25 protein-coding genes, 1 other RNA gene and 3 pseudogenes are annotated in these 25,733 nt (G+C 72.8%); 16 read left to right on the forward strand and 13 right to left on the reverse strand.

From position 1 onward, the window contains the following. Positions 1-307: 307 nt before the first annotated feature. Positions 308-2,743 (reverse strand): hypothetical protein, encoded by a 2,436-nt coding sequence (locus MF408_RS16085; protein WP_240248541.1) that lies wholly within the window; start codon positions 2,741-2,743, stop codon positions 308-310. Between the two features lie 142 nt (positions 2,744-2,885). Here MF408_RS16085 and prfB point away from each other — a divergent pair, with 142 nt between their 5' ends. After that, on the forward strand, positions 2,886-4,004 hold the full coding sequence (prfB, locus tag MF408_RS16090; protein WP_240248542.1) for a peptide chain release factor 2: 1,119 nt from the start codon (positions 2,886-2,888) through the stop codon (positions 4,002-4,004). Between the two features lie 382 nt (positions 4,005-4,386). Here the strand turns inward: prfB and MF408_RS16095 are convergent, their stop codons facing one another. The 3 genes from MF408_RS16095 to MF408_RS16105 form a co-directional block, all read right to left on the reverse strand. Next, the gene (locus tag MF408_RS16095) at positions 4,387-5,685 is read right to left on the reverse strand and encodes a DUF222 domain-containing protein (protein WP_240248543.1); all 1,299 of its coding nucleotides are present in this window, start codon (positions 5,683-5,685) and stop codon (positions 4,387-4,389) included. Positions 5,686-5,962: 277 nt separating this feature from the next. Further along, complete coding sequence (locus tag MF408_RS16100) at positions 5,963-6,154, reverse strand: hypothetical protein (RefSeq protein WP_240248544.1); 192 nt, start codon at positions 6,152-6,154, stop codon at positions 5,963-5,965. A gap of 90 nt (positions 6,155-6,244) precedes the next feature. Next, a complete protein-coding gene (locus MF408_RS16105; protein ID WP_240248545.1) occupies positions 6,245-6,907 on the reverse strand; it encodes a hypothetical protein in 663 nt (220 codons plus the stop codon). A 111-nt stretch (positions 6,908-7,018) separates the two neighbouring features. Between MF408_RS16105 and ftsE the strand changes: the two genes are divergently transcribed. From ftsE to MF408_RS16140, 7 genes are all read left to right on the forward strand, one after another. After that, a complete protein-coding gene (gene ftsE / locus MF408_RS16110) occupies positions 7,019-7,708 on the forward strand; it encodes a cell division ATP-binding protein FtsE (RefSeq protein ID WP_240248546.1) in 690 nt (229 codons plus the stop codon). A 62-nt stretch (positions 7,709-7,770) separates the two neighbouring features. Beyond that, positions 7,771-8,748, forward strand: coding sequence for a permease-like cell division protein FtsX (ftsX, locus tag MF408_RS16115; RefSeq protein ID WP_240248547.1), 978 nt, complete (start codon positions 7,771-7,773; stop codon positions 8,746-8,748). A gap of 302 nt (positions 8,749-9,050) precedes the next feature. After that, positions 9,051-10,094: a M23 family metallopeptidase gene (locus MF408_RS16120; protein WP_240248548.1), complete on the forward strand. Its 1,044-nt coding sequence runs from the start codon at positions 9,051-9,053 to the stop codon at positions 10,092-10,094. 93 nt (positions 10,095-10,187) lie between these two features. After that, complete coding sequence (smpB, locus tag MF408_RS16125; RefSeq protein ID WP_345893743.1) at positions 10,188-10,640, forward strand: SsrA-binding protein SmpB; 453 nt, start codon at positions 10,188-10,190, stop codon at positions 10,638-10,640. 439 nt (positions 10,641-11,079) lie between these two features. Then, complete coding sequence (locus MF408_RS16130; protein WP_240248549.1) at positions 11,080-11,565, forward strand: amidohydrolase family protein; 486 nt, start codon at positions 11,080-11,082, stop codon at positions 11,563-11,565. A 23-nt stretch (positions 11,566-11,588) separates the two neighbouring features. Beyond that, positions 11,589-11,959, forward strand: a transfer-messenger RNA (tmRNA) gene (gene ssrA / locus MF408_RS16135). Positions 11,960-12,090: 131 nt separating this feature from the next. Then, positions 12,091-12,897, forward strand: coding sequence for an isocitrate lyase/phosphoenolpyruvate mutase family protein (locus tag MF408_RS16140; protein ID WP_240248550.1), 807 nt, complete (start codon positions 12,091-12,093; stop codon positions 12,895-12,897). A gap of 19 nt (positions 12,898-12,916) precedes the next feature. Here MF408_RS16140 and MF408_RS16145 read toward each other — a convergent pair whose 3' ends face one another. Then, positions 12,917-13,807, reverse strand: coding sequence for a sigma-70 family RNA polymerase sigma factor (locus MF408_RS16145; RefSeq protein ID WP_240248551.1), 891 nt, complete (start codon positions 13,805-13,807; stop codon positions 12,917-12,919). A gap of 77 nt (positions 13,808-13,884) precedes the next feature. Here MF408_RS16145 and MF408_RS16150 point away from each other — a divergent pair, with 77 nt between their 5' ends. After that, positions 13,885-14,274: a DoxX family protein gene (locus tag MF408_RS16150; protein WP_240248552.1), complete on the forward strand. Its 390-nt coding sequence runs from the start codon at positions 13,885-13,887 to the stop codon at positions 14,272-14,274. A gap of 35 nt (positions 14,275-14,309) precedes the next feature. Here the strand turns inward: MF408_RS16150 and MF408_RS16155 are convergent, their stop codons facing one another. After that, entirely contained in the window at positions 14,310-14,651 is a 342-nt protein-coding gene (locus MF408_RS16155) for a DoxX family protein (RefSeq protein ID WP_240248553.1), read from the reverse strand. A gap of 154 nt (positions 14,652-14,805) precedes the next feature. Here MF408_RS16155 and MF408_RS16160 point away from each other — a divergent pair, with 154 nt between their 5' ends. Next, a complete protein-coding gene (locus tag MF408_RS16160) occupies positions 14,806-15,231 on the forward strand; it encodes a hypothetical protein (RefSeq protein ID WP_240248554.1) in 426 nt (141 codons plus the stop codon). Positions 15,232-15,263: 32 nt separating this feature from the next. On the opposite strand, the gene MF408_RS16165 is transcribed toward MF408_RS16160, so the two are convergent. Further along, positions 15,264-15,581 carry a hypothetical protein gene (locus MF408_RS16165; protein ID WP_240248555.1) on the reverse strand — a complete coding sequence of 106 codons (318 nt, stop codon included), beginning with the start codon at positions 15,579-15,581 and terminating at the stop codon, positions 15,264-15,266. Positions 15,582-15,672: 91 nt separating this feature from the next. Here MF408_RS16165 and MF408_RS26960 point away from each other — a divergent pair. Together MF408_RS26960 and MF408_RS16175 are read left to right on the forward strand one after the other, a co-directional pair. After that, a pseudogene (locus MF408_RS26960) lies at positions 15,673-16,176 on the forward strand (MBL fold metallo-hydrolase); the annotation flags it as partial. Positions 16,177-16,393: 217 nt separating this feature from the next. Continuing rightward, complete coding sequence (locus tag MF408_RS16175; RefSeq protein ID WP_345893744.1) at positions 16,394-17,059, forward strand: rhodanese-like domain-containing protein; 666 nt, start codon at positions 16,394-16,396, stop codon at positions 17,057-17,059. On the opposite strand, the gene MF408_RS16180 is transcribed toward MF408_RS16175, so the two are convergent. From MF408_RS16180 to arsM, 3 genes and pseudogenes are all read right to left on the reverse strand, one after another. Further along, positions 17,056-17,511, reverse strand: coding sequence for a heat-shock protein HtpX (locus tag MF408_RS16180; RefSeq protein WP_240248558.1), 456 nt, complete (start codon positions 17,509-17,511; stop codon positions 17,056-17,058). The genes MF408_RS16175 and MF408_RS16180 overlap by 4 nt on opposite strands. Next, positions 17,508-18,586, reverse strand: a pseudogene (gene arsB / locus MF408_RS16185) (ACR3 family arsenite efflux transporter). Before arsB ends, MF408_RS16180 begins: the two are co-directional and overlap by 4 nt. Next, entirely contained in the window at positions 18,583-19,398 is an 816-nt protein-coding gene (gene arsM / locus MF408_RS16190) for an arsenite methyltransferase (protein WP_240248559.1), read from the reverse strand. The pseudogene arsB and the gene arsM overlap by 4 nt, the downstream one beginning before the upstream one ends. 88 nt (positions 19,399-19,486) lie before the next feature. Here arsM and MF408_RS16195 point away from each other — a divergent pair, with 88 nt between their 5' ends. The 3 genes from MF408_RS16195 to MF408_RS16205 are packed head-to-tail and all read left to right on the forward strand — an operon-like array spanning position 19,487 to position 22,363. Beyond that, the gene (locus MF408_RS16195; RefSeq protein WP_345893745.1) at positions 19,487-19,978 is read left to right on the forward strand and encodes an ArsR family transcriptional regulator; all 492 of its coding nucleotides are present in this window, start codon (positions 19,487-19,489) and stop codon (positions 19,976-19,978) included. Next, the gene (locus tag MF408_RS16200) at positions 19,975-22,104 is read left to right on the forward strand and encodes a CNNM domain-containing protein (protein WP_240248560.1); all 2,130 of its coding nucleotides are present in this window, start codon (positions 19,975-19,977) and stop codon (positions 22,102-22,104) included. Before MF408_RS16195 ends, MF408_RS16200 begins: the two co-directional genes overlap by 4 nt. Then, positions 22,046-22,363 (forward strand): CBS domain-containing protein, encoded by a 318-nt coding sequence (locus MF408_RS16205; RefSeq protein ID WP_240248561.1) that lies wholly within the window; start codon positions 22,046-22,048, stop codon positions 22,361-22,363. The genes MF408_RS16200 and MF408_RS16205 overlap by 59 nt, the downstream gene beginning before the upstream one ends. A gap of 9 nt (positions 22,364-22,372) precedes the next feature. Here MF408_RS16205 and MF408_RS16210 read toward each other — a convergent pair whose 3' ends face one another. The 3 genes and pseudogenes from MF408_RS16210 to MF408_RS25650 form a co-directional block, all read right to left on the reverse strand. Beyond that, on the reverse strand, positions 22,373-23,032 hold the full coding sequence (locus tag MF408_RS16210; RefSeq protein WP_240248562.1) for an SDR family oxidoreductase: 660 nt from the start codon (positions 23,030-23,032) through the stop codon (positions 22,373-22,375). Positions 23,033-23,238: 206 nt separating this feature from the next. Next, a complete protein-coding gene (locus MF408_RS16215; RefSeq protein ID WP_240248563.1) occupies positions 23,239-24,501 on the reverse strand; it encodes a DUF1501 domain-containing protein in 1,263 nt (420 codons plus the stop codon). Between the two features lie 20 nt (positions 24,502-24,521). Beyond that, positions 24,522-25,379 (reverse strand): annotated as a pseudogene (locus tag MF408_RS25650) (DUF1800 family protein); the annotation flags it as partial. 71 nt (positions 25,380-25,450) lie between these two features. Here MF408_RS25650 and MF408_RS25655 point away from each other — a divergent pair. After that, the gene (locus tag MF408_RS25655) at positions 25,451-25,699 is read left to right on the forward strand and encodes a hypothetical protein (protein ID WP_275693197.1); all 249 of its coding nucleotides are present in this window, start codon (positions 25,451-25,453) and stop codon (positions 25,697-25,699) included. The last annotated feature ends 34 nt before the right edge of the window (positions 25,700-25,733 follow it).

A 25,733-nucleotide genomic window follows, 5' to 3' on the forward strand; every position in this document is an offset into this window, starting at 1 on the left:
CCAGGTCCTCCTCCTCCGCGGACGGCGCGGCGGCCACGGCCACCACGGCGAGCGCGACGGCCGCCAGCCAGACGCCGGCCACCCGGCGGCGCCGCCGGAACGCCCATCGTCCGATCCGATAGAGAGCTGTTGCCACGGTCGATCACTCCAGACTCGTCGAGATGAGGAAGGCGCGTGGGATCCACGCGGTCCTCACCCTCGTCTCCGACGCTCGCTGAAGCGTCGTGCACGAGGACCGACTTCGGCCTGGTGCGACCGGACCAGCGGGTTGGCGGCCTGGTGCATCCGCACCAGACGCCGCCGCGGGTCAGGGGGAGACGAACAGCGGCTCGCGCGCCATCAGCGCCTGGTGCAGCCGGTCCGGCCGGCCGTCCGCGGCCGTGACCGTCACGACCACGACCTCGTCGTGCGCCTCGGCGGAGAGCACGCTGAACCAGTCGGCGTACGGCTCTTTCGTCACCGCGCTGGTGCCGTCGCGGTAGAGCGCCGACAGCGGGTCCACGGCGTCGGCGGCGTCCGCGGCCGACGCGAAGTGGTAGGCGACGTGGGTGACGGGCTCGCCGTCGTCGACCGCCCAGCCGATCCCGACGACGTCGTACGACGGGAACGCGAGGTCGCTGGTCGGGCCGTCGGCGGTGCGGGTGAGGGCGGCGGAGACCACGGCCCGCTGGTCGAGCGCGTCCGCCACGGCGGCGACGGCGGGGTCGTCGGCGAGCGACTCGCCGGCCGCACGCCAGGCCCGGACCAGCGGCGTCGACGGCGACAGCGCGATCCGGCCGTCGGCCTGCGCCATCCGGACCGGCACGCCGATCGGGCTCAGCGGGCCGGCCGCGGTCAGGTCCGGGACCAGGTCCTCCCCGTCACGGTCGCTGACGATGCCGTCCTCGACTGCGACGAGGCCGCTGTCGAGGGTGTCGTCGTCGAACGGCCCCACCCCCGACCGCGAACGTCGTCGGCGGCGCGTGCTGCTCGACGTAGGCGTCGACGTCGACGACCGACCAGCCGGCGACCCCGGCGAACTCCTCCGGCGGGGCGCTGTTGACGTTGAACGAGTCGGCCATCGGCACGTAGACCGGCGGCCGCTCGCCGTCGACCTCGCTGCCGGTGAGGCCGAGGAGCCAGGTCTTGACGTCGCCACCAGAGTCCGGGTGCTCCAACCCGGCGGCCTCGGTGGCTGCCCGCAGGTCGGCGGTGTGCACCAGCAGCTGGTCGGTCGCGGCCTCCGCCGGGACCTCCTCGAGCAGCGCAGCCACCGGGTGCGGCCCGGTCGCGGAGTGGTCGCCGGGCGACGACCGGTCCGGCCGAGCGCCGTCGGTGTCCTGCCCGTCACCGCCGCCGCACGCCGCCAGCACCAGCCCCGCTGCCGCCAGCCCGATGCCGGTGACCCGCCGTCCTCGTCCGCCCACCCGTCCTCCTCTGTGTCGAGGAGAGCAGTTTCCCAGCGGGCGGCCGCGTGAAACGCCGGGGCGGTCAGTCGGAGGTGGTGGTGTCCTCGGTGGTCGCCGGGTCCGGCTCGGCGCAGGGCACCTCGTCGGTGCCCTCGGTGTCGCCGGTGTCCTCGCTGTCGCCGGTGCCGCCGGTGTCGCCGGAGTCGTTGGTGTCGCTGGTGCCGTTCGTGGTGGGTCCGTCCGTCGGCGTCACGGTGGTGGTCGGATCCGCCGGCGGGCACTCCGGCTCCGTGGACGGGTCGGACGGGTCCGCCGTGGCCGTCGGGGGGCTTGTCGGTCGGCTTCGGGCTGCCCTTGGGGCCGTTGCCCACCGGGGCGAAGGTGACCGGGTCGGACGGCTCCTGGGACGCCTCGTCCGTCGGGTCCGGGGTTCCGGTCGGCTTGTCGTCGGCCTTGTCGTCGCCCGGCTTGCTGCCGTCGTTGTTGCGGGCCGGGACGACGTCGGGCAGGTCGGGCGGGTCGATCACGGGCACGTCGACGATGTCCGGCGGGTCGGCCTCGAGCTGCTCGTTGTAGGTGTCGTAGACGGCCAGCACGGTGTCGACGAAGCTCGCGTCGTCGTTGACCCGCTCGACCGCCTCGCGGAGCTGGTCGGTCTCGCGCAGGTCGTGGTCGCCGGCGCAGATGAGCACCGCGACGGCGAGCGCCGCGTCGTCGAGGTCCTGGGGGTCGCGGCGGCCGTCGCCGTCGCCGTCGACACCGACGCTGCTCCAGGTCGTGGGCGCGAGCTGCATCGGCCCGACCGCGCGGTCGTGCCGCTCGTCGCCGTCGTACTTGCCGGCGTCGGTGTCGCTGAGCCGGCGTCCGGCCTGGTTGCGGACGGCCGGCCCGACCAGCGCCGGTCGCACGACGCCCTTGTCGGTGATCGTGCCGTCGCCGCGGCGGCCGTGGTCGCTCACGACCTGGCCGACGGCGGCGACCAGCGTCCAGCGCAGCTGGCAGGCGCTGTCGGCCTCGGCCATCACCGACTCGGCCCGCTGGTAGGCGGCCGTCGCCGCCGACGGGATGTCGGCGAGCTCGGCGGACACGTTGCGCACCGTGCTGATCCGGGTGTCGACGCTGCCATCGTCGGTGGCCACCGGCCCGACGAAGGCCGACGTCGGGGGCGTGGCCGGCGGCGTCGAGGTGACCGCCTCCGCGGCGCTGCTCGCCTGCGGCTCCTGGTTGGCCAGGGTGACCGCCACCGTGGCGACCGCGACCATCGTCAGCATCGACGACGCCGCGACCGACTGCACGACGTGACGCCGGGCGCGCGACGGCCGGGCCAGACGTCGGAGCAGCGGTCGGATGGTCATCGGTTCACTTTCACGGGGGTGCACTCACAGGATGCCTGCCGAAGCAAAGCCATGCGAGCCAATCTTGACCAATTCCTTCCTCGGTAACCTCATCGGGCATCGTTTCGTCCCCGGGTGGCCCGCTGCCGTAGGCTGGATCCTCGTGGCAGGCCCCGACTTCGACACCGAGATCAAGCAGCTCACGGCGACGATGAGCACCATCGAGCAGGTCCTCGACGTGGCGGCGCTGCAGCGTGAGATCGCCGACCTCGAGGGCCAGGTCGCCGCCCCCGACCTGTGGGACGACCAGGCCAACGCCACCCGGGTCACCGGCCGGCTCTCCGCGCTCCAGGGCCAGCTCGAGCGGTTCGCGTCGCTCCGGAGCCGGATCGACGACCTCGCCATCATGGTGGAGCTCGCGGCGGAGGAGTCCGACGCCGACGCGGCCGCCGAGACCGAGGCCGAGCTCACGAAGATCAAGAAGGCCGTCGAGGCGCTCGAGGTGCGCACCCTGCTGTCGGGGGAGTACGACGAGCGCGAGGCGATCGTGACCATCCGCGCCGGCGCCGGTGGCGTCGACGCCGCCGACTTCGCCGAGATGCTGATGCGGATGTATGTCCGCTGGGCGGAGCGCAACAAGTACCCCGTCGAGGTCTTCGACGTCTCCTACGCCGAGGAGGCCGGCATCAAGTCGGCCGAGTTCGCGATCCACGCGCCGTACGCCTACGGCACCCTCTCCGTCGAGGCCGGCACCCACCGCCTGGTGCGGATCAGCCCCTTCGACAACCAGGGCCGCCGCCAGACCAGCTTCGCCGCGGTCGAGGTGGTGCCGGTGCTGGAGCAGACCGACGAGATCGAGATCCCCGACGAGGAGGTGCGGGTCGACGTCTACCGCTCCTCCGGCCCCGGTGGCCAGTCCGTCAACACCACCGACTCCGCGGTGCGCCTCACCCACCTGCCGACCGGCATCGTCGTCTCCCGCCAGAACGAGAAGTCGCAGCTGCAGAACAAGGCGTCGGCGATGGTGATCCTCAAGGCCAAGCTGCTCGCGGTGAAGAAGGCAGAGGAGGCGGCGCTCAAGAAGGAGCTCAAGGGCGACGTCCAGGCGAGCTGGGGCGACCAGATGCGCAACTACGTCCTCAACCCCTACCAGATCGTCAAGGACCTCCGCACCGGCTTCGAGACCGGCAACCCGCAGCCCGTCTTCGACGGCGAGATCGACGGCTTCCTCGAGGCCGGCATCCGCTGGCGCCGCGGCGCCGACAAGGCGGCCGAGAACTAGCCAAGGCTCACCGTCTCGGCGGAGGGCTTCAGCGCTCGCGGAGCGCGTCGACCAGCGTCGGGGTCGATCATTGGGGTGCGCTGGGCCGGCACGTGGTGCCGGTGGAGCGCACGCTAAGCACTGGTGGCCTGGGGTCGGCGTGGTCGGGGGGCGCGCGGGGTCGCCGGTGGTCGCGGTGGGGACGAACGGCCGGGCGTGGGCGCTCGCCGCGGGGGTCGAGGCACTTGGTTGCGGTCCGCGGGTCGCTGCCGGGTGGTCTCGGGTCGACCCTTGTGGCAGCGGTCCAGGAGAAGAAGGTGATTTCTAGGTTCCGGCGCCGCGGGGCGGGGGTCAGGGTCGTCGCTTGGTGATGAGGAGGTCGCCGTCGGGCAGGCGACGGTGCTCATAAGCCGGGTTCTCGATGAGCCGGTGGTGGTAGGCGCACAGGCAGACCCCGTTGTCGGGGGTGGTGGAACCGCCGGCTCTCCAAGCGCGCAGGTGGTGGATCTCGCACCACTGCGGTTTCACCCGACATCCTTTGGCGCGGCATCGTTTGTCGCGGACTCGGATCAGCTTCCGCTGGGTCGGGGGTGAAGAGGCGTCTCGTGCGGCCGAGGTCGAGGACCTCGCTGTCGCTGCCGAGGACGGCGGGGATGATGGCGGCGTTGCAGGCCAGGCGGCGGACCTCGGCGGCGGTCAGGTTCGGTCCGTGCTCGAGGTCGGGCTCGACGAGCCCGGCGACGCCGAGCTCGGAGCGCAGGTCCTCGAGGGTCACGGTGACGAGGACGGTGGTGGCGTCCCCGCCGTGCTCGGGGAGCCGGTGGGGGTCGAGCCGCTCCAGGAGGGTGCAGAACGCCATCGCGCGCTTCTTGGGGTAGGGGGATCCGGTCGCCTTCGTCGTGGCAGCCGATGATCTCGGTCCCGTCGGGCAGCTCGGTGGTGGTCGGCTCCAACGGTTCCTCGGGGTCCGGCGCGTCCTGCTCGTCGGCGGGGTCGCGGTGGCGCGGGCTGGTGAGGGCGTCGAGGTAGGTGTCCAACCGCTTCGCCGCGGGGGGTGGGGATGATCCCGGAGATCCGGGAGGTGCCGTCGCCGAGGTCGCGGATCGAGAGCCGGGACCGTTCCTCGGCAGATGCTTCTTCCTCGGCCAGCTTCTTGGCGTCCTCGGCGTCGGCGATCTCGGGTGCGACCACGTGCAGGATGTGGCGGCCGAGGATGCGGAGCTGGGTGGGGGTGAACTGGGCCGCGCAGTCGACGAGGGTCTCCTCGGCGTCGGCCTTGACCTGGGGTCCGACCCGTTTGGGGAGGGGCGTCGACGGCGCGGACGATCACCCACGCCTGCTCCTCCGAGACCCGGCCGTCGGCGAACGCCGCCGCCACGACGGGGAACCGGTCATCCAACGCCCTCGCCAGCCGCTGATCGGCCCGGGCGTCACGCAGGTCCGCGTTCACCTCGTAGGCCAACCACGACGCCACGTCCGCGGCGGCGTTCTCGCTGGCCACGTCGGAGGAGGCGGCCATGACCTTCAGCCGCAGTGCCTTGAGCCGCTGCTCGGCCCGGTGCAGCTCGGTGATCGCCGCCGCCTTCGCCTCGGTGGGCATGAACGTCGCCTCCACCCCGGCCACCTCGTCCAGCGCCGCGCTCACCCGTTGGGCGCAGGCCAGCACCGGGTGGGTGCCGGTGCTGGTGGGGGAGTGCGACATCGGGGATCTTCTCCAAGGCAGGGCAGACGAGTGTGTTTCCACAGTCATCCTGCCGGAGGCACTCACAGGCGCAATGACACATCCACCCGCCGTGGGAAGCAGGTGGCGACAGTTGGTCCGATTCGCAGAACTCGGTCGCTTTCCTCCTCCCCCAGAAGGGGCTCCGGTCCGCGACCTGCACCCATTCTAGATCGAACAAAGGTTCGAATACAAGGCCCGCAGAGTAAAGAATTTCGACCCCGTCGCCCGAGCTCCGAGCATCCCGCGCGTGTGGTCCTCAGCGACGGCTCTCCGCCGCGTCGAACACCACCTCGGCCACCGCGAAGGCGACGATGACGGCAAGGGTCGCGGGCAGGTCGCGGGCCGCGAGGCAGCCGAAGGCGATCAGGCCGCCCAGCGCCCGCCAGGCGCCGCGCGGCGGGAAGGCGTCGTACCACCTCTGCACCCGGTGGCGTGCCGTGCTGCTCATGATGACCCCTTCCTTCGATCGCCTAAATCTACTGGACAACTAGACTTAAGACAAGGCCGGGTGCCGCTCGCCGGCCGCCGGTCCGCGGGTCTACTCCTCGGCCGCAGGAGCCGCGGCGCGGGCCACGGCCACGCAGAACCGCCCGGCGCGGTCGACGAGGTCGGGCTCGGCGACCGACTCCGGCGCGGTGACGCTGCAGGCGAGCCAGGCGTCGCCGAGGAGGCCGCGGAACGAGGCGGTACGGCGGTCACCGGCGCCGCAGACGAGCGCTACGGTGGGCTCGCCGAGCGCCGGGGCGTCCGGCTGCCGCTCGCAGCGTCGTACGTCGGCCGCCTCGGCCGCGAGGTCGCGGGCGCGGTCGGCGGTGACTGGGGGAGCGAACACCCATGCCTGTGCCTCGGCCCCGCTGCCGGCGGCGGTGAGACGGCAGCCGTACTCGTGGGCCACGTCCCGCACGCCCGGTGCGATCCGGGCGCGCTCGCCGTTGCCGTAGGCGGCGACCCGGCTCTCGGCGCCGCCGAGCGCCTCGGAACCGCCCAGCGCCTCGACCACCGCCTCCTCGGGCAGCAGGTCGCAGAACGGGGCCCGGGCGACCGCCAGGGTCGTGGTGTCGACCTCGGCCAGCGGCGTCGACGTGTAGGCGGGCGCGGGAGGTGGCTCGGGGTCGTCGGCGCCGAGCGTCAGCACGCCTGCGGTGACCGGCAGAGCGGTCAGCAGGACGGCGATCGACAGCCCGCGCAGCACCCCCGGCACGCGGACACGATAGAACGGCGCGCCCGCGGCCCCGCGGGCGCGGTCCTGACCGACGCTCCGCCGCGGGAGGCCTCCACCGCCGCGTTGTCCTCCTCGCGTACCGTCTGGTCAGTGATTCGCTTCGAGAAGGTCACCAAGAGCTACCCCGGTCCGGGGCGGCCTGCGCTCGATCAGGTGACGGTCGACATCGACAAGGGCGAGTTCGTCTACCTCGTGGGCCAGTCGGGCTCGGGCAAGTCGACCGCGCTCCGGCTGGTGCTGCGCGAGCTGCGGCCGAGCAGCGGCCGGGTCTACGTCGCGGGCAAGGAGATCAACCGGATGGCCGGCTGGAAGGTGCCGCGGCTGCGCCGCCAGGTCGGCACCGTCTTCCAGGACTTCCGGCTGCTGCCCAACAAGACCGTCGCGGAGAACGTCGCGTTCGCCTTGCAGGTGATCGGCAAGTCGCGGCGCGAGATCAACCGGGTGGTCCCCGAGACGCTCGAGGTCGTGGGGCTCAAGGACAAGGCCGGGCGGCTGCCCGACGAGCTCTCCGGCGGCGAGCAGCAGCGGGTCGCCGTCGCCCGCGCGTTCGTCAACCGGCCGATGATCCTCATCGCCGACGAGCCCACCGGCAACCTCGACCCGGCCACGTCGGTCGGGATCATGAACCTCCTCGAGGAGATCAACCGCACGGGTACGACGGTCGTGATGGCGACCCACGACCACGGCCTGGTCGACCAGTTCCGCAAACGCGTGGTCGAGCTCGAGCACGGCAAGGTGGTCCGCGACGAGGCTGCCGGCAGCTACGGCTTCCAGCACTGAGCACCGAGCCGTAGGCGCGAACCGACCCGATCCCCACCGGTCCCAGGAGAGCCCCCACCACCATGCAGCTGCGCTATGTCTTCACCGAGCTCCGATCCGGCCTGCGGCGCAACCTCTCGATGCACCTGGCCGTCGTGCTCACCCTGTTCGTCTCGCTGACCCTCGCCGGGTGCGGGATGCTGCTCCAGCGACAGGCCGACAAGACCGCCGAGGCGCTGGGCAACGAGCTCCAGATCCTCGTCAACCTCTGCGTCAACGACGACCCGTCGGACACCGGCAACTGCGAGGGCGGCGCCGTGACCGACCAGCAGAGCCAGGACATCCGCGCGGCGATCGAGGCGAGCCCCGAGGTCGCGTCGGTGGAGTTCCAGAGCCAGGAGGAGGGGTTCGCCGAGTTCCAGGACGTGCCGGAGTACGAACCGTACTTCGAGGGGCCCGACCCGGTGATCACCGTCGACGACTGGCCCCCGCAGTACTGGATCACGCTGGAGGACCCCGAGCGCGCCGACGGCGTCGTCAGCGCGGTCACCGGCCTCGAGGGCGTGTCGTCGATCAAGGATCAGCGCGAGACCCTCGAGCCGGTCTTCGGCCTCATCAACGCGCTCAAGTACGGCTCCTGGATCGCCTCCGCCCTCCTCCTGCTCGCCTCGTTGCTGCTCGTGGCCAACACGATCCGGCTCGCGGCCCTCGCCCGCCGCCGGGAGATCGGCATCATGCGGCTGGTCGGCGCCTCCACGCTCTACATCGCGCTGCCGTTCCTCCTCGAGGCGCTCGTGACCGCGGTCATCGGCGTCGCGCTGGCGGCCGGCGCGCTCGCGGCGTTCACCAAGTTCGCGATCCTCGACGGGCTGGAGAACGCGATCCAGTTCGTGCCGTGGATCGGCTGGGAGGACTTCGTCGAGACCCTGCTGACCGGGCCGGACGTGTCGCTGCCGTTCAGCGGCGTCGACGTGCCGATCCCGCTCGGCCTGGTCGTCCTCGGCCCGGCGCTGACGCTGATCCCGACACTCCTGCTGACACGCAAATACATCAAAGTCTGACCCGCCGCCGTTACGGTCGGAGCGTTCTCTTCCCCGAACACAGATTGGTTCACCCGTGCGCTCCTTCCCCGGCGCCCCGTCACCCCTGCCTGCCTCCGGTCGGCCGCCCCGCACGCAGCGGTGGGCAGCCCTCGCGGCCGCGGTGGTGGCGATCGGCAGCTTCACGGTCCCGGCGTTCGCCGACGACGAGGACAAGCTGCGCAACGAGCAGAAGCAGGTCGAGACCCAGATCGACCGGGCCGAGAGCGACCTGCACGAGGCCAGCCGACGGGGTCGCCCGCGCGACCACGAACCTCGACAAGGTGGTCGGGCAGCTGCGTGCCGCCCGCAGCCGGCTGCAGCGGGTGCGCACCGACCTCCGCGCGGCCCGCGTGGAGCGCGCGCGGCTCGCGCGCGAGCTCGCGCAGGCGCAGGACCGGCTCGAGCGGGTCGCGGCCGAGCTCGACGCCGCCGAGGCCGACGTCGCCGCGCAGCGCGACCTGCTGCGGCGCAGCGTCCTCGACATGGAGACCCGCGGAAACCCCGAGCTGGCGGTGATGGACGCCATCACCTCCTCCGGCTCGATCCAGGAGATGCTCGTCGCCGAGACCGGCGGCGAGATGATCCTCGGCCGCGAGGACCAGGCCCTCACCGCGTTCGAGGCCGCCGAGGCGGCGCTGCAGCACAAGAAGGACGAGGTGAAGGCCGCCCGCGACGAGGTCGCGGCCCAGGAGGAGGCGGCCCGGCGCAACCTGCTCCGCATCCGCGGTCTCTACGCCGACGCGCAGGCCACCGCGCAGCGGGTCGACCGGCTGGTCCAGCAGGCCCGCAGCGCCCGCCGCGCCGCCATCAGCGCCCGCCAGGCCGACCGGGCCGCACTCGAGCGGCTCGAGGCACGTGAGGCGCGGATTCGCCGGCAGCTGCTGGCGCTCGCCAACCGCGCCGGCGGGCCGACGTACAACGGCGCCACCGGGGGCCTGCTCTCCACACCGGTCAACGGCCCGGTGACGTCGCCCTACGGCTACCGCACCCACCCGATCTACGGCTACTACAGCCTCCACAACGGCACCGACTTCGGCGCCCCGTGTGGTGCGCCGCTCTACGCCGGCCGCGGCGGGCGGGTGGTCAACACCTACTACGACGAGGTCTACGGCCACCGGCTGTTCCTCTCGGTCGGCACCGTCAACGGCGCCAACCTGACCCTGGTCTACAACCACCTGTCGGGCTACCGCGTCGGCGAGGGCGCCGTCGTGGGCCGCGGCGACGTGGTCGGGTACGTCGGCACGACGGGCTGGTCGACCGGCTGCCACCTGCACTTCACGGTGCTGCGCAACGGCACCCCGGTGAACCCGATGAACTACCTCTGAGAACCCGATTGACCGTCCCTGGGAGAATGGGGGGGATGGCCAGGAAGTCGGGGGAAGTCGGGTGCGGCGAAGGACGCGGGCGACGCGCGCAAGATGATCGCGTCGAACCGCAAGGCGCGCCACGACTACCACATCGAGGACGTCTTCGAGGCCGGCCTGGTCCTGCAGGGCACCGAGGTGAAGTCGCTGCGGATGGGCCGCGCCACTCTGACCGACGGGTTCGTCGACATCGACGGCGGCGAGGCCTGGCTGCACGGCATCCACATCCCGGAGTACGCCCAGGGCACCTGGACCAACCACGCCGCCCGGCGCAAGCGCAAGCTGCTGCTCCACAAGTCGGAGATCGAGAAGATCGAGCGCAAGGTCAGCGAGAAGGGCCACACGGTCATCCCGCTGTCGCTCTACTTCGTCAGGGGCCGTGCCAAGGTCGAGATCGGCCTCGCGAAGGGCAAGAAGTCGTGGGACAAGCGGCAGACCATCGCCTCCCCGGGAGGCCGACCGCGAGAAGCAGGTCGAGCTCGGCCGGCGGCTGAAGGGCATGCGTGACTGAGGTCGCGCGGGTCCGCGCGTTCTGGCGCGGGCTGGGCCTCCCCGGGCTGCTCGACCTCCACGTCCACTTCCTGCCGCCGCCGATCGAGCGCGCGGTGTGGCGGGAGTTCGACACGGCGGGGGAGAAGATCGGCCGCCCGTGGCCGATCACCTACCGGCAGCCGCCGGAGGAGCGGGTGGCGCTGCTGCGCGACCTCGGCGTGCGGCGGTTCACGACGCTGCCCCTACGCCCACAAGCCCGGCGTCGCCACCTACCTCAACGACTGGTCGCGCGACTTCGCCGCCTCGGTGCCGGAGGCGGTGTGGACCGCGACCTTCTACCCCGAGCCCGAGGCGCCGGCGTACGTCGACGCGCTGGTCGCCGCCGGCGTGCAGGCGTTCAAGGTGCACGCGCAGGTCGGGGGAGTTCCACGTCGACGACCCGGCGCTCGACCCGGTGTGGGGGACGCTCGCCGACGCCGGCGTGCCGGTGGTCGCCCACGTCGGCTCCGGGCCGGTCGGCAACGCCTACACCGGCCCGGCCGCCACCGCCCGGCTGCTCGCCCGGCACCCGCGGCTGGTGCTGGTGGTCGCCCACATGGGGTCGCCGGAGTGCGCGGAGTTCCTCGACCTCGCCGAGCGCCACGACCGCGTCCACCTCGACACCTCGATGGCCTTCAGCGACTTCTTCGCCGAGGACGGCGGCTACCCGCGCGACCTGGTCCCGCGGCTCCGCGACCTGCAGGAGCGGGTCGTCTACGGCTCCGACTTCCCGACCCTCCCGTTCGCCTACGCCGACCAGCTCGACCAGCTCGCCGCCCTCGACCTCGGGGAACATTGGCTGCGGGCGGTGTGTTGGGACAATGCGAGCCGGTTGCTCGGGCTCGACGGCGCGGAGGGCCTCGGTGGAAACGATGAGGCGTTCGGTCGGTCGGGTCCGTAAGATGGGTCGTGCACAACTCAAGAGGGGCTGATCGGTTTCGACTTGGGACGTTGGTTCCAGGGGAAGCGGGTCGAGAAGCCAGCGTCATCTCGTAAACGTTCGCTGGAAACCAATAACTGCCGATTCCAAGCGCAGTTCCTTCGCTCTCGCTGCCTGAGCAGTGATCGAAGCGTCAGACAGGGCATCCGTCTCCGTCCCTGACCCTGGCGTCGACTAGGAGACTCGCTGCGTCGCTCTCGCCGGGAGGGCGGCGCGGGACTCAAACCCGGCTGGGCCTGTCGGCGACGTGTCAGTGCGAGCGCCGGGGCCGAGCAACACGACAGCACTGACTGCACCCGGAGAAGACCTGGTTCGGCGCTCGAGGACGCGGGTTCGATTCCCGCCAGCTCCACCACCACGCACCATCCACGATCACCACAGCTCAGCGACACCAGGCCCCGGCGGGTGATCCGCCGGGGCCTTCGTCGTGTCCAGGGCCGACGCGCGAGGCGTACAGTGCAACCCCCCGTCGAGGTGAGGTGACACATGAGAACGCACGAGGACCGGGTCGCCGCGTTCCGCCGACTCCACGCCGAGGGTTGCTTCGTCATGCCCAACCCCTGGGACGTCGGGACGGCGCGGATGCTGGAGCGGATGGGGTTCCCTGCGCTGGCGACGACGAGCGCGGGGCTGGCGTGGTCGCAGGGGTTGGCGGACAACGAGGTCACGCTCGACGCGGTGCTCGACCACCTGCGGCTGGTGGCGGCTGCCGTGTCGGTGCCGGTCAACGCGGACTTCCAGGGCGGCTACGCGGTCGAGCCGGAGGGCGTGGCGGCGAACGTGGCCCTGGCCGTCGACACCGGCATCGCCGGGCTGTCGATCGAGGACGCGTCAGGAGACCCGACGGAGCCGCTGCTCGACCGCGACCTGTCGGTGCGCAGGATCGAGGCCGTGCGCAGGGCGATCGACGAGAGCGGGACCGGGGTCGTGCTCACCGGCCGGTCCGAGGGCTTCGTCTGCGGGCGGCCCGACATCGACGAGACCATCCGGCGACTGCAGGCGTACGCCGAGGCGGGCGCGGACTGCCTCTACGCGCCCCGCACCGACCGGCTCGAGCACGTCGAGGCGATCGTGTCCGCCGTGGCGCCGAAGCCGGTGAACCTCCTGATCAACGCGCCGTTCACCACGGTCGCGGAGGCAGCCGAGCTGGGCGTGCGGCGGATCAGCGTCGGCGGCACGCTGGCGCGCACCGCGTGGGGCGGCTTCCTGGCGGCCGCGGAGGAGATCGCCGGTGAAGGTACGTTCTCGCGGTTCGTCGGTCTCCCCGACGTGGAGGGCCTGTTCGGCGGCTGACGGATCACCGGTTCGGTGCTCACCGCTCCGGGGCCGGAGTCGGCGGCAGGTCGACGCCGCGCAGCCGCTCCCGTCCGGTGAGCGACTCGATCCTCGTCATCCGGCCGTTCTCGACGGTGCACCGCATCAGGCCGGCCGGCTCGCCGGTCGGGCCCCACGCGAGGATGCCGGGCCGGCCGTCGACGAGGACACGGCGGGCGGTGTAGCCGAGGCCGCCGCCGCGCAGGACCGCCCGGACGAGCTCATCGCGGCCGCGGGTGACGGTGGCGCCGCTCGGGTTCTCCACCTGCCAGGTCAGGTCGGGGTCGAGGACCGAGAGCAGGGCCTCGAAGTCGCCGTCACGGGCCGCGGCGAGGAAGGCGTCGACCACCCGCCGCTGCTGCTGGAGGTCGGCGGCGGGCGGTGTCGCGCCCTGGACCTTGCGGCGCGCGCGGCTGGCCGCCATCTTCGCGGCGTCGGAGGACTTGCCGATGATCGGGCCGACGTCCGCGAACGGCACGGCGAACAGGTCGTGCAGCACGAAGGCCAGCCGCTCCTCGGGCCCTAGCGAGCCCAGCACCACGAGCAGGGCGAGCCCGAGCGACTCGGCCTGCACCGCCTGGTCGGCGGGATCGTCCCCGGCCGGGACGACGTCCTCGGTGACGACCGGCGCGGGCGGCCGGTCGTCGTACGGGACCTCGCGGCGGGCCGATCGCGAACGAAGCGCGTCGATGCTCAGCCTGCCGACGACGGTCGTCAGCCACCCGGCGACGTTGTCGACCGACCCCGGCTGCTGGCGGGCCAGGCGCAGCCACGCCTCCTGCACGACGTCCTCGGCCTCGGTGCGGTCTCCCAGCACCCGCGAGGCGATGGCCAGCAGCCGCGCGCGCTGGTCCTGGAACTCCTCCGCCTGCGACGCCTCGTCACTCATCGTTACCTCTCCTCGTCCGGCTCCGTCATCCAACACGACGGGCCCGGAAGGGCCGACGTAACAGAGAAGGAGGAACCGTGGACCTCACCCTGTGGATCCTCGCCGGCGTGCTCGCCCTCGCCTACACCGCCGGCGGCACCAGCCTGCTGCTCCTGCCGAGGGAGAAGTACCGCGCCCTGGGCCACAGCCAGTACTGGGTCGACGACTTCGGCGACACGCACCTGAGGATCATCGGCACGATCAAGGTCGTCGGCGCCGTGGGACTGGTCGTGCCGGCGGCGCTCGACGTCGCGCCGGTGCTCACACCGCTCGCCGCGTGCGGGCTGATGCTGTTCATGGCCGGTGCCGGCACCACCCGGTTCCGGCGGGGCGAGTGGACGCTCCTGGCCGGCGACCTGGTGTTCATCAGCCTGTTCGCGTTCCTGGCCTGGGGGCGGTTCGACCTCCAGCCGTTGGGAGCGGGGTGACGACGGGTGAGCCGACCTGCCTGGTACGCCGCTCCTCAGGCAGCGCCGACGGCCAGGGAGCCCACGACCGGGGCGGCGTACAGCAGCGGGAACGGCACGTGGGCGAACGACCGCGCCCGCAGCACGGTCGTCACGGCTCCCACGAAGTACAGCACCAGGCAGACGCCGGCCGTCACGCCGATCGCGGGCACGGCCAGGCCGGCGAGGAGCCCGAGGGCGCCGGCCGCCTTCGCCGCCCCGAGCCACGGCCACCACGTCCGCGGGACGCCGTAGTCCGCCAGCGGCTCGACCACCCACTTCGCGTGGACGAGGACCGAGATGGCCGAGAACCCCACCATCGCGGCAGCGAGCAGGGTGACGATTGCGTGAGTCGACATGGGACGAGCTCCCTCCGGGTGCGGGCCGGCGCTTCCCGCCGGCGATCAGGTGTCGCTGCCATGGGGACACCGCAGGAGCGGCGGGTGTGACACGAGCGCACGACGGCCGACGACGCGCCCGGTCGGCCGGACAGCCGCGACCTACGCTCTGTCCATGACGTCACTGCTGGACGCGCCGCCCACCTCGCGACCGCGCACGGTGGCGCGGCTGGCGCTCGGGGCCGCCCTCGCGTACGCCGGCGTCAGCCACCTGACCTTCGCGCGCGAGGAGTTCTCCGCCCAGGTGCCGGGCTGGTTCCCGGTGGACGACGACCCGGTGGTCGTCGTGTCCGGCATCGTGGAGATCGGGCTCGGCACCGCGCTGCTCGCCTGGGCGCGCGGGCGGGTGCCGGTCGGGTGGGTGGTGGCTGCCTTCTTCGTGGCGATCTTCCCCGGCAACATCGCGCAGTACGTCGAGGGCAACGACGGGTTCGGCCTCGACACCGACACCAAGCGCCTAGTGCGGCTGTTCTTCCAGCCCCTGCTGGTCGTGTGGGCACTGTGGGCGACCGCCGCGTGGCGCGACCGCCCGCGCCGCTGACCCGGACGCGGACGCAGAAGGGCCCCGACCACCTACGTGGTCGGGGCCCTTCGCTGTTCGTCAGGTGAGTGGGTCGGCTCAGACGGGGAGCGCTTCTTGTTCTTGCCCATGAAGCCCTCGACGACGCCGATGAGCAGCACCGCGGCGACGATCGCCACGATCGCGCCGAGGATGTTGAGCTCGAAGATGTCGCCGGTGCCGAGGGCGGAGGCGACGATGCCGCCGATCAGCGAGCCGATCACGCCGAGCACGAGCGTCCCGAGGAGCCCGAGGTTCTGGCGGCCGGGCTTGATGAGGCGCGCGAGGGCGCCGACGATGAGGCCGAACACGAGGAATCCGATGATTGCCATGTCGGGCTGGTACCCAGTTGCCGGCCGTCGATTCGTGCGCGGCACGCCGTTGCGCGGCGGACCTCCTTCGGTCGCGGGGGAAGATGGCGGGATGACGTCCGAGCATCCTGCCGCCGGCCTGACGGTCCGCACGTTGGAGACGCCCTCCCTGGGCGACCGCAGCTACGTCGTGCACGACGGCGAGGTGGCGTTCGTCGTCGACCCGCAGCGCGACGTCGACCGGGTGCTGGAGGTGCTCGCCGACGACGGCGTCCGGCTGACCCACGTCTTCGAGACCCACATCCACAACGACTACGTCACCGGCGGGCTCGCCCTCGCCCGCGCCACCGGGGCGGCGTACCTGGTCAACAGCGAGGACCAGGTCTCCTTCGACCGCACCCCGATCGCGGACGGCGAGGTGGTCGAGGTCGGCGACCGGATGCGGGTCCGCGCCATCGCCACCCCCGGTCACACCTTCACCCACCTCTCCTACGCGCTGAGCGACCGTGAGGAGCCGTACGCCGTGTTCACCGGCGGCTCGTTGCTCTACGGCGCCACGGGGCGGCCGGACCTGCTCGGCGCGGAGCACACCGACGCGCTGGTGCGGCACCAGCACGCCTCCGCGCACCGGCTGGCCGCCGAGCTGCCCGACGAGGCCGACGTCTACCCGACCCACGGGTTCGGGTCGTTCTGCTCCGCCACCCAGTCCGACGCCACCGCCTCGACGATCGGGGGAGGAGAAGCGGTCCAACCCGGTGCTGACCCAGGACGAGGAGACCTACGTCCGCGAGCTGCTCGACGGGCTGGGTGCCTGGCCGGCCTACTACGTGCACATGAGCCCGGCGAACGCCGCCGGCCCGTCGGCGCCGGACCTGTCCCCGGTCGAGGAGGCCGACGCCACCGAGCTGCGGCGCCGGATCGAGGCCGGCGAGTGGGTCGTCGACCTGCGCAACCGGACGGCGTTCGCGGCCGGTCACGCGCCGGGCACCCTCAACTTCGGCCTCGACGGGGCGTTCTCCACCTACCTGGGGTGGCTCATCGAGTGGGGCACCCCGGTGACCCTGCTTGGTGAGACCGCCGAGGACGTCGCCTCCGCGCAGCGCGAGCTGGTCCGGATCGGCATCGACCGCCCGGCGGCCCAGGCCACGGGTGGTCCGGAGAAGTGGGCGGACGGCGCACTGGGCAGCTTCCCGACCGCGACCTTCGCCGAGCTCGCCCAGGTGCGCCACCACCGCGACGTCGTGGTCCTCGACGTACGCCGGGCCGACGAGCACGAGAAGGCCGCCGTCGCCGGGTCCGTCAACATCGCGATCCACGAGCTGCCGCGCCGGCTCGCCGACGTGCCCGACGGTGAGGTGTGGGTGCACTGCGCCAGCGGCTACCGCGCCTCGATCGCGGCCTCCCTGCTGGCCGCGGCCGGGCGCTCGCCGGTCACGATCGACGACTCCTTCGACAACGCGTCGGAGGTCGGTCTCGAGCTGGTCGCCGGGTCGGACTAGGCACCGGCCGCCACCACCGACGGCGGCAGGTCGAGGTCGGGCGCCAGCTCGTGCAGCAGGTCGCGGACCCGGCCGTCGAGATCGGCGACGATCCGGCGCACGGTGGCGTCGTCCCGGCCGCCGGGGTCGTCGACGGGCCAGTCGCGGTAGGTCACGCCCGGCACGTAGGGGCACTCCTCGCCGCAGCCGAGGGTGATCGCGAGGTCGCTGGCGGCGACCATCTCCATGGTGAGCAGCTTCGGGTGCTCGCGGGAGGTGTCGAGACCGAGCTGCTCGAGGACGTGGGCCACCTCGCGGTGGACGTGCTCCCCGGGCTGGGTGCCCGCGGAGAGCGCCACCACCCGACCGGCGGCGTAGTGCTCGGTGAGCAGCCGGGCAATGACGGAGCGGCCGCCGTTGCGGACGCAGGCGAAGACCACCTGTGGGGTGCGTGCTGTGGAGTCGTCGGTCATGGGGTGGCTCCTTCTCGGGTGTCGGCGAACCAGCGGCGGCTCCGGAGACTGACGTAGACGAGTCCGACGAGGACGGGGACCTCGATGAGCGGCCCGACGACACCGGCCAGGGCCTGGCCGCTGGTGACGCCGAAGACGGCGATCGCCACGGCGATGGCGAGCTCGAAGTTGTTGCCGGCCGCGGTGAACGCGACCGTCGTGGACCGGGCGTAGCCCAGCCCGACCTGCCGGGCCAGCCACAACGACCCCGCCCACATCAGCGCGAAGTAGACGACCAGAGGCGCCGCGATCCGGGCGACGTCGAACGGCCGGCTGGTGATCGTCTCGCCCTGGAGGGCGAAGAGGACGACGATCGTGAACAGCAGCCCGTAGAGCGCCCACGGGCCGAGGCGGGGAGGAGTCGCTGCTCGTACCAGTCCCGCCCGCGGCGTCGCTCGCCGACCCGGCGGGTCAGGTAGCCGGCCGCGAGGGGCACGCCGAGGAAGACCACGACGCTGCGGGCGATCTCCCACGGCGACACGTCGAGGCCGCTGGTCGGGAGGCCGAGCCAGCCAGGCAGGAGGTCGAGGTAGAACCAGCCGAGCAGGGCGAACGCCAGCACCTGGAAGACCGAGTTGACGGCGACCAGGACGGCGGCCGCCTCGCGGTCGCCGCACGCGAGGTCGTTCCAGATGATCACCATGGCGATGCACCGGGCCAGACCGACGATGACCAGCCCGGTGCGGTACTCCGGCAGGTCGGGGAGGAGCGCCCACGCGAGCACGAACATCAGGGCCGGGCCGACCAACCAGTTCAGCACGAGGGACAGCGCCATCAGCCGGGTGTCCCGGGCGACGAGCCCGACCTCGTCGTACCGCACCTTGGCCAGCACCGGGTACATCATCACCAGCAGGCCGACGGCGATCGGCAGCGAGACCGAGCCGACCGTGATCGCGTCGAGGGCCTCCGCGATGCCGGGCACCCCGCGGCCCAGCAGGAGCCCGGCGAGCATCGCCAGGCCGATCCAGACCGGGAGGTACCGGTCGAGGGTGGGCAGCCGCCGGGTGAGCCGATCGGTCTCGGGGACGGCGGTCACGCCGGCTTGCGGGCGCGGATGATCGCGCCGTGCATGCCGGGGGCAGCCTCGTGGGTGAACTCCACCTCGGCGTCGACGAAACCGGCCGCCGCGAGGCCGTCGAGGTACTCGCGGCGGGACAGGGCGCCCGCGATGCAGCCGACGTAGGAGCCGCGCTCGGCCCGCTCGGCCGGCGAGAGGTGGTCCTCGGCGACCACGTCGGAGATGCCGATGCGCCCGCCCGGCACCAGCACGCGGTGCATCTCGGTGATCACCTTCGGCTTGTCGACGGAGAGGTTGATGACGCAGTTGGAGATCACGACGTCGACGGCGGCGTCGGGGAGAGGGACGTCCTCGATCGTGCCCTTGAGGAACTCGACGTTGGTGGCGCCGGCCTTCGCGGCGTTGGCCCGGGCGAGATCGAGCATCTCGTCGGTCATGTCGACGCCGTAGGCGAAGCCGGTCTCCCCGACCCGGCGGGCGGAGAGGAGCACGTCGATCCCGCCGCCGGAGCCGAGGTCGAGGACGCGTTCGCCCGGGCGGAGCGCCGCCACGGCGGTCGGGTTTCCGCAGCCGAGGCTCGCGGCGACGGCCTCCGCGGGCAGGTCGGCCTGGTCGTCGCTGCTGTAGAGCACGGCCCCGAAGGACTCGTCGACGGCGACCTCGCCGGTGCAGCAGGACGTGCCGCAGCCGTCGTCGACGACCTGGAGGGCGTCGTTGACCTCGGCGTTGGTGCGGCCGCGGCCCACGGCGGTCGCGGCCTCGGCGTAGCGGGCGCGGACCTCCTCGCGCAGATCGTCGGTCGTCCTGCTGGCTCCGCTCGCGGTCGTCATGACCCAACCTCCTCGCATCGGTGAACGTCGATGCATCGAGAATCGTCGATGCATCGACGTCTGTCAATAGGTGTGGCACGATAGGTGCATGACCTCGCCGACCGTCTCCTTGCCGCTGGTCGACACCGGCGTGTGCTGCTCGCCGGTCACCGGCGGCGCGCTCGACGCCGAGGAGGCGCAGCGGCTGGCCCGGATGTTCAAGGCGCTGGGCGACCCGACCCGCGTCCGTCTGCTGTCGCTGATCGCCGCCCAGCCGGAGCGCGAGGCGTGCATCTGCGACCTGGTCGACCCGGTCGGGCTCGCCCAGCCGACGGTCTCCCCACCACATGAAGCAGCTCGTCGACGCCGGCCTGGTGGTGCGCGAGCAGCGCGGCCGCTGGGCCTACTACCGCATGGTCGAGGACACGCTGATCGCGCTCAGCGCGGCGTTGCGGCCCTGAGGTGCTCGACCGCAACGGTCGGGAACCGGTGCGCCGCCCGGTTCGTTGAGCCCGACACGATGCGCAAGAAGAAGCCCCGACCAGCGACGGCCACCCGACCTCGACACGACGCTGACGTCGTAGGGGCGGGTGGCCGATGACCGCATTGCTCACCCTGCTGCTGGGCCTCGTCGTGGTGCTCGCGATCACCGCGGCGACCGGCTACTTCGTGGCCCAGGAGTTCGCCTTCATGGCGGTCGACCGGTCGCGGCTGAAGGCGAGGGCCGCGGCGGGCGACACCTCCGCGGAGCGCGCCCTGCGGGTCACGCGCCGCACCTCGTTCATGCTCTCCGGGGCCCAGCTGGGCATCACGGTGACCGGGCTGCTCGTCGGGTACGTCGCCGAGCCGCTGGTCGGCGACGCGCTGGGCTCGCTGCTGGGCGGCGTGGGGGTTCCGACGGCTGTCGGCGTCGCGGTCGGCACCGTGCTCGCGCTCGCCTTCTCCACCGTCGTGCAGATGCTCTTCGGCGAGCTGTTCCCCAAGAACCTGGCCATCGCCCGCCCGGAGCCGGTCGCCGACCGCCTGGCGCGCTCGACGCTGGGCTACCTGCGGGTCACGGGGCCGCTGATCTGGGTCTTCGACCAGGCGTCCAACCTGCTGCTGAAGGCGGTGGGGATCGAGCCGGTGCACGACGTCGAGCACTCCGCGACCGCGCGCGACCTCGAGCACATCGTGGCCGACTCCCGCGAGTCCGGCGACCTGCCCGCGGAGCTGTCGGTGCTGCTCGACCGGGTGCTCGACTTCCCGACCCGCGACGTCGAGCACGCGATGGTGCCCCGGCCGCGGGTCGACGTCGTGGCCACCGGAACCGACGTCGCCGAGGTACGACGGCTGATGTCGACCGGCCACTCCCGCTATCCCGTCCTGGACGCCGAGGACGGGGTGGTCGGCGTGGTGCACCTCGGCGACCTCCTCACCGCCGCGCCCGGCGCCGCCCTCGCCGACGTGGTGCGCCCGCCGCTCGTCGTACCGACCCGGATGGCCCTGCCCGACGCGCTCGAGGAGCTCGCCCGCACGCGCAACGAGCTCGCCGCCGTCGTCGACGAGTACGGCGGGTTCGTCGGCGTCCTCACCCTGGAGGACCTGGCCGAGGAGCTGGTCGGCGAGCTCACCGACGAGCACGACGACCCCCACGACCACGCCCCGACCGTCGCCGACGCGGCGGGCTCGTGGTCGGTGCCCGGCGACGTCCCGGTCGACGAGGTGGAGCGCACGATCGGCCACGACCTCCCGACGGGCGACTACCAGACCCTCGCCGGCCTGGTGATCGCCGAGCACGGCCGGCTCCCCGAGCCGGGGACCGTCGTCGAGGTGCGCCTGCCCGACGACCCCGGCGACCTGGCCCGCACCGACGAGCCGCCGCCCCGCTTCGCGCGGATGGAGGTGGTCGAGGTCGAGCAGCACGTGCCGGCCGTCGTCCGGATCACCCTCGACCTGCCCGACGAGCGAGGGGGAGGGGTCGTGATGGAGAACCCCGTCGTGGTGGCCGTGGCGACCGCCGTCATCATCGCCGCGAGCGCCTTCTTCGTCGCGATCGAGTTCGCGCTGATCGCCGCCCGGAAGCACCGCCTCGAGGAAGCCGCCCCGTCGAGCCGCGCCGCACGGGCCGCGCTGCGCAGCTCCACCGAGCTCAGCGTCCTCCTCGCCGGCTCCCAGCTCGGCATCACCGTGTCGGTGCTCGCGCTCGGCGCGATCACCAAGCCCGCCGTGCACCACTGGCTGACACCGGTCTTCGAGGGCTGGGGCGCGGCGTACTGGCTCGCCGACGTCGCCGGCTTCGTGCTCGCCCTGGTGGTCGTCACCTTCCTCCACCTGGTCGTGGGGGAGATGGCGCCCAAGTCGTGGGCGATCGCCCACCCGGAGCGGTCGGCGACCCTCCTCGCCCTGCCGATGCGGGGGGTTCATGTGGACCACCCGCCCCCTGCTGCGCGCGCTCAACGACGCCGCCAACTGGTGCCTGCGCCGCGTCGGCGTCGAGCCGGTCGACGAGGTCGCCTCCGGCCAGGACCCGGGCGCGCTGCGGCAGCTCGTCGAGCACTCCGCCAACGTCGGTGCGCTCGACGCGTCGTTCTCCGCGCAGCTCTCCGGCGCACTGGAGCTCGAGACCCTCACGGTCGGCGAGCTGGTGAGCCCGACGCCGCCGACGGCCGTCCCCTCGGACGCGCGGGTGGCGGACGTGCAGGAGGCGAGCCGCCGCTCGGGCCACCTGCGGATCCTGGTCGGTGACGGCCGGAGCGCCGCGGGTGTGGTGCACGTGCGCGACACGCTCGAGGCCGAGCCGGACACGGGGATCGGACCGCTCACCCGGGAGGTTCTGCGGCTGCCCGCCGACACGAGGGTCTACGCCGCGCTCGGCCGGATGCGGGAGACGAGCAACCAGCTGGTGGTGGTCACCGACCCGACCGACGCCGCGTCGATGCTCGGGGTGGTCACCGTCGCCGACGTGCTCCGGCGGCTGTTCCCGCTGCGCCAGCAGCGGGGCTGAGGCGCCGCCTCAGCCGGCAGCCGCGGCGCGCACCGCCTCCGCGACCGGGGTGTCGCCGGAGATCAGGTCCCACTGGTGCCCGATCGAGCTGTCGTCGGCCAGCGACGCGGCGACCACCGCTGCGACGTCGGCGCGGGGGACGTCCTCGTGCGGCAGGCGCTGGCCCAGGGCGACCCGGCCGGTGCCCGCCTCGTCGGTGAGCCGGCCGGGGCGGATGATCGTCCAGTCCAGGCCACTGTCGCGCAGCGCGACGTCGGAGTCGCGCTTGGCGGCGACGTAGGCCAGCCAGACCTCCGACGCGGCCTCGACATCGGGCTCGTCGACCGCGATGGCCGACACCTGGACGAAGCGGCGGATGCCGACCTCGTGCGCGGCGTCGATCGACTTCAGCGAGCCCTCGAGGTCGACGGTGCGCTTGCGCTCGATGTTGCCGTCGGGCCCGCCGCCGGCGGAGAACACCACGGCCTCACAGCCCTCGAAGGCGGCCGCGAACGCGTCGACCCCCTGGTTCTCGATGTCGAGCAGGCGGACCTCCGCGCCCAGCCCCTCGAGCTCGGCGCGGTACTCCTCCTTGCGGACGAGAGCGACCGGCGTGTGCCCGGCGTCGACCAGGAGCGGGTGGAGGTGCAGGGCGACCTTGCCGTGGCCGCCGACGATGGCGATGCGCATGCGGCCAAACCTACGACGTCCGTGGGCGGGGAGGGGACGGGGTTGGTGGGGCTGGTGGTGGTGGGGTGGCGGTGGTGGGGTGGCCGGCGACGTGAGGTTTCCCCGGCCGACCGGGGAAACCTCAACTTGTCGGGCAAAGCAATGCCGGACAAGTGGAGGTTTGCCCGTCACGTCGCGCCCGCGGCCTCGGCGGACCGCCCCGACCCTCAGGCCCGCATCACGCCGACCGGCTCCGGGGTGAACCCGGGGAACACGGTCGCCGTCGACACCCCGGTGCGGGCGCTGACGACCTCGGCGAGCACGCTGCGGTAGTCGAGGGTGACGGGCAGGTCGGCGTCGTGGGTCTCGGTCAGGCCCGGCCACTCGGCGTAGTAGCGGCCGCCCTTCACCTGCGCGCCGGCGAGGAACATGACGTTGCCCCAGCCGTGGTCGAGGCCCTGGGAGGCGTTCTCGACCGTACGGCGGCCGAACTCGCTGATCGTCACGAGCGTCACCCGGTCGCCGAGCGCCCCGAGGTCGGCGAAGAACGCGGCGATGCCCTCGGCGAGCTCGGTGGCGTTGTCGTGCATCCAGCCGTCGTCGGGCCGGCCGACGTAGGTGTGCATGTCCCAGTCGCCGTGGTCGACGGTGAAGACGGAGGTGCCGACATCGCCGCGGATCGTGCGGGCGACGCTGCCGAGGGCCCGGCCCAGGTCGGTGTCGGGGTACGACGCGCTCGGGTCGGCGGTCCGCCGCACTGGCTCGAACCGCCGCACCGTGTCGAGCGCCGACCGCATGCCGCGGCCCATCTCCGACCGGTTGCCGCCCCACATCCGGCGCAGGCTGGCGAGCCGCGGGTCGTTGGCCGCGAGCGACTCGGCGCCGTCGACGTCGACGTCGTCGACGTCCTCGAGCGCGATCACCGACTGCCCGCCGTAGAGGGCGGTGGGCAGCGAGCCCACGGCGACGCCCTCGACCGGCGTCGTCGCGGCGGTGCCGCCGAGCAGCCGGTTGAGCCACCCGGAGCGCGTGGCCGAGCCGGGCGCGGCGTCCTCGAGCTGCTCCATGGCCGAGAAGTGGGAGCGGTTGGCGACCGGGAGGCCGGTCGCGTGGACGGCCGCGAGCCGGCCCGACTGCCACAGCGGCAGCAGCGGCGCGAGCGCCGGGTGCAGCCCGAACATGCCGTCCTTCGCCAGCAGCCGGTCGGAGGGCACGTGGATCCGGGGCCGGGCGCGGTAGTAGACCTCGTCGGCGTGCGGCACGACGAGCGAGAGCCCGTCGGCCGCGCCCCGCAGCGAGAGCACGACGATCGTCCACGGCTCGACCGGCGCGGCGGCGCTGGTGGCGGCCGCGGCCCGCGTGCTCCGGCTGACGACGGTGGAGCCGAAGACGGTGGTCAGGCCCGCGACGGCGAGGCCGCCGCGCAGCAGGCTGCGCCGGTTGACGCTGGTGAACTCCGGGCAGCCGCACGGCTGGTCGGGCTGGGACACGGCGGACCTCGTCGATCGGCTCATCGGTGGAAGTGGGCGGGGGAGTCGAGCATCGTGCTGAGCAGGCGCCCCATCCGCCACTGCAGCAGCGGGTGGTCGGCCCGCACCTTCTCGCCGGGCCGCATCTCCATCGCCACGCACGCGGCCTCGACCAGGCCGCGGCCGGCCGGGCGGCCGAGCAGCACGCGAGAGAGGTGGTCGACCAGGGCGTCGAAGCGGATCGGCAGCCGCGGCACCCAGGCCCGTGCCGGCCGGTGAATCGCGCCCGACTCGGCGTTGGGCCACCAGCCGTGCGCCACCGTGTAGTGCAGGTTGGCCGACCCGAGCGCCCGCAGCGTGGTCGCCCACGGCGCGTTGTCGAGCGGCGCGCCGTCGGGGCGCGGCCAGTCGCCGACCTGGAGGCCGAGGCTCCCGGTCTGCCAGACGATCGCCTCGGTCGCGACGCGACCGCCGCCGGGCCGGCGGAACCGGATCCCGAGCGCACGGTAGGTCGCCACCAGGTCCTCGACCGGGTCGCGCAGCTTCTCGCCGGCCGACTCGCGGAACTCCGGCGACCGCACCAGCGCGCGCAGCACCGGCGCGATCCGGGTGTCGTGGTCGAGGTAGGTGTCGGCGAGGCGGCGCACCAGCCGGGCCGGCGGGTCGTCGGAGACGAACTTCACCGCCAGCTTGTGGGCCAGGTGCCGCGCCGTCGCGGGGTGCCGGGCGAGGTAGCGGAGCATCGCCTTGGTGACCGCGCGGCCGTCGGGGGAGGAGTTGGCGTGGGAGAAGCCGAGCACCTTCACCTTCCCGACGTGGTGGCGGTCCGCCCGGTAGGAGGGCTCCCAGCTGCCGAACAGGTCGACGTACCAGCCGGTCAGCACGAGAGCGGCGTTCTTGACGTCGGCCTCCCTTGAAGTTGCCGACGCCGACGGTGAACAGCTCGAGCAGCTCGCGGCCGAGGTTCTCGTTGGGGGCGGTCTTCGTCGACTGCACGCCGTCGAGCCACGCCAGCATCGCCGGGTGGGTGACGGCGGCGACGAGGAGGTCGTCGAACCGGCCCAGCGCCCGGGCCCGCACCGCCCGGCCGTACGACGGCCGCCAGGGCCACGCGTCCGCGCCGTGCGGGATGTGGAGGTGGTTCTCCCAGAACGCCGCCATCACCTCGTGCACCTGGCGCTCGGAGGAGATCCGGCGGGTCAGCAGCCACGAGGAGTAGTCGCGCACCAGCTCCCAGCCCGGCTGCACGCCAC

Origin of the sequence: Nocardioides sp. TF02-7 (assembly GCF_022437945.1) — a bacterium.
Lineage (GTDB): Bacteria > Actinomycetota > Actinomycetes > Propionibacteriales > Nocardioidaceae > Nocardioides.

What these genes read in the sequence shown, in the direction of transcription:
- MF408_RS16160 (WP_240248554.1), top strand. Translation starts at nt 14,806, where the DNA reads ATGACGTCACTGCTGGACGCGCCGCCCACCTCGCGACCGCGCACGGTG.
- arsM (WP_240248559.1), bottom strand. Translation starts at nt 19,398, where the DNA reads ATGACGACCGCGAGCGGAGCCAGCAGGACGACCGACGATCTGCGCGAG.
- MF408_RS16095 (WP_240248543.1), bottom strand. Translation starts at nt 5,685, where the DNA reads ATGTCGCACTCCCCCACCAGCACCGGCACCCACCCGGTGCTGGCCTGC.
- MF408_RS16200 (WP_240248560.1), top strand. Translation starts at nt 19,975, where the DNA reads ATGACCGCATTGCTCACCCTGCTGCTGGGCCTCGTCGTGGTGCTCGCG.
- ftsX (WP_240248547.1), top strand. Translation starts at nt 7,771, where the DNA reads ATGCAGCTGCGCTATGTCTTCACCGAGCTCCGATCCGGCCTGCGGCGC.
- MF408_RS16155 (WP_240248553.1), bottom strand. Translation starts at nt 14,651, where the DNA reads ATGTCGACTCACGCAATCGTCACCCTGCTCGCTGCCGCGATGGTGGGG.
- MF408_RS16085 (WP_240248541.1), bottom strand. Translation starts at nt 2,743, where the DNA reads ATGACCATCCGACCGCTGCTCCGACGTCTGGCCCGGCCGTCGCGCGCC.
- MF408_RS16195 (WP_345893745.1), top strand. Translation starts at nt 19,487, where the DNA reads ATGACCTCGCCGACCGTCTCCTTGCCGCTGGTCGACACCGGCGTGTGC.
- smpB (WP_345893743.1), top strand. Translation starts at nt 10,188, where the DNA reads ATGATCGCGTCGAACCGCAAGGCGCGCCACGACTACCACATCGAGGAC.
- MF408_RS16180 (WP_240248558.1), bottom strand. Translation starts at nt 17,511, where the DNA reads ATGACCGACGACTCCACAGCACGCACCCCACAGGTGGTCTTCGCCTGC.
- MF408_RS16210 (WP_240248562.1), bottom strand. Translation starts at nt 23,032, where the DNA reads ATGCGCATCGCCATCGTCGGCGGCCACGGCAAGGTCGCCCTGCACCTC.
- MF408_RS16140 (WP_240248550.1), top strand. Translation starts at nt 12,091, where the DNA reads ATGAGAACGCACGAGGACCGGGTCGCCGCGTTCCGCCGACTCCACGCC.
- MF408_RS16145 (WP_240248551.1), bottom strand. Translation starts at nt 13,807, where the DNA reads ATGAGTGACGAGGCGTCGCAGGCGGAGGAGTTCCAGGACCAGCGCGCG.
- MF408_RS16175 (WP_345893744.1), top strand. Translation starts at nt 16,394, where the DNA reads ATGAGCCCGGCGAACGCCGCCGGCCCGTCGGCGCCGGACCTGTCCCCG.
- MF408_RS16100 (WP_240248544.1), bottom strand. Translation starts at nt 6,154, where the DNA reads ATGAGCAGCACGGCACGCCACCGGGTGCAGAGGTGGTACGACGCCTTC.
- MF408_RS16165 (WP_240248555.1), bottom strand. Translation starts at nt 15,581, where the DNA reads ATGGCAATCATCGGATTCCTCGTGTTCGGCCTCATCGTCGGCGCCCTC.